Annotated in this window: 1 protein-coding gene; it reads right to left on the bottom strand. The window is 67.1% G+C overall.

Going from position 1 to position 428, the window contains the following annotated elements:
- A partial coding sequence (locus tag I6F28_RS37170; RefSeq protein ID WP_225143961.1) for a PAS domain S-box protein occupies positions 1–385 on the bottom strand: 385 nt, incomplete at its 3' end.
- Positions 386–428: the final 43 nt, after the last annotated feature.

The following is a 428-nucleotide window of genomic DNA, read 5'->3' on the forward strand; positions in this document are numbered from 1 at the left end:
CCAGCAGCCGTTCGATCTCGCGGCGATTGATCAGGCCGGTCAGCGGGTCGTGGCTGGCGTGGTGCTCGATCTCGCGCGCCAGTGCATGGTTCTGGCTGACGTCTTCGATGATGGCGAACACCGACAGGCCACCGCCGGTGCTGCGCACGCCGGTGCCGCTCCAGCGGCCCCAGACAAGGCTGCCATCGCGACGGCGGAAGCGCAGTTCGCTCGGGCGCAGCTGGCGGTCCCAATCGATGCGGCCCACCCCATCGATGACCAGCTCGCCGTCCATCAGCAGGTCGCCCAGCGACAGCTGCAGCAGCATGTCACGACGATGGTCGAGGATATCGGCCATCGCCTGGTTGGCCTCGATCACCTTGCCTTCGGCATCGAGCTTGAGCATGCCGACGTTGGCCTGGTAGAACGCCGCGCGGAAACGGCTCTCG

The sequence above is a fragment of the Bradyrhizobium sp. NBAIM14 genome (assembly GCF_020193895.1).
Lineage (GTDB): Bacteria > Pseudomonadota > Alphaproteobacteria > Rhizobiales > Xanthobacteraceae > Bradyrhizobium > Bradyrhizobium yuanmingense.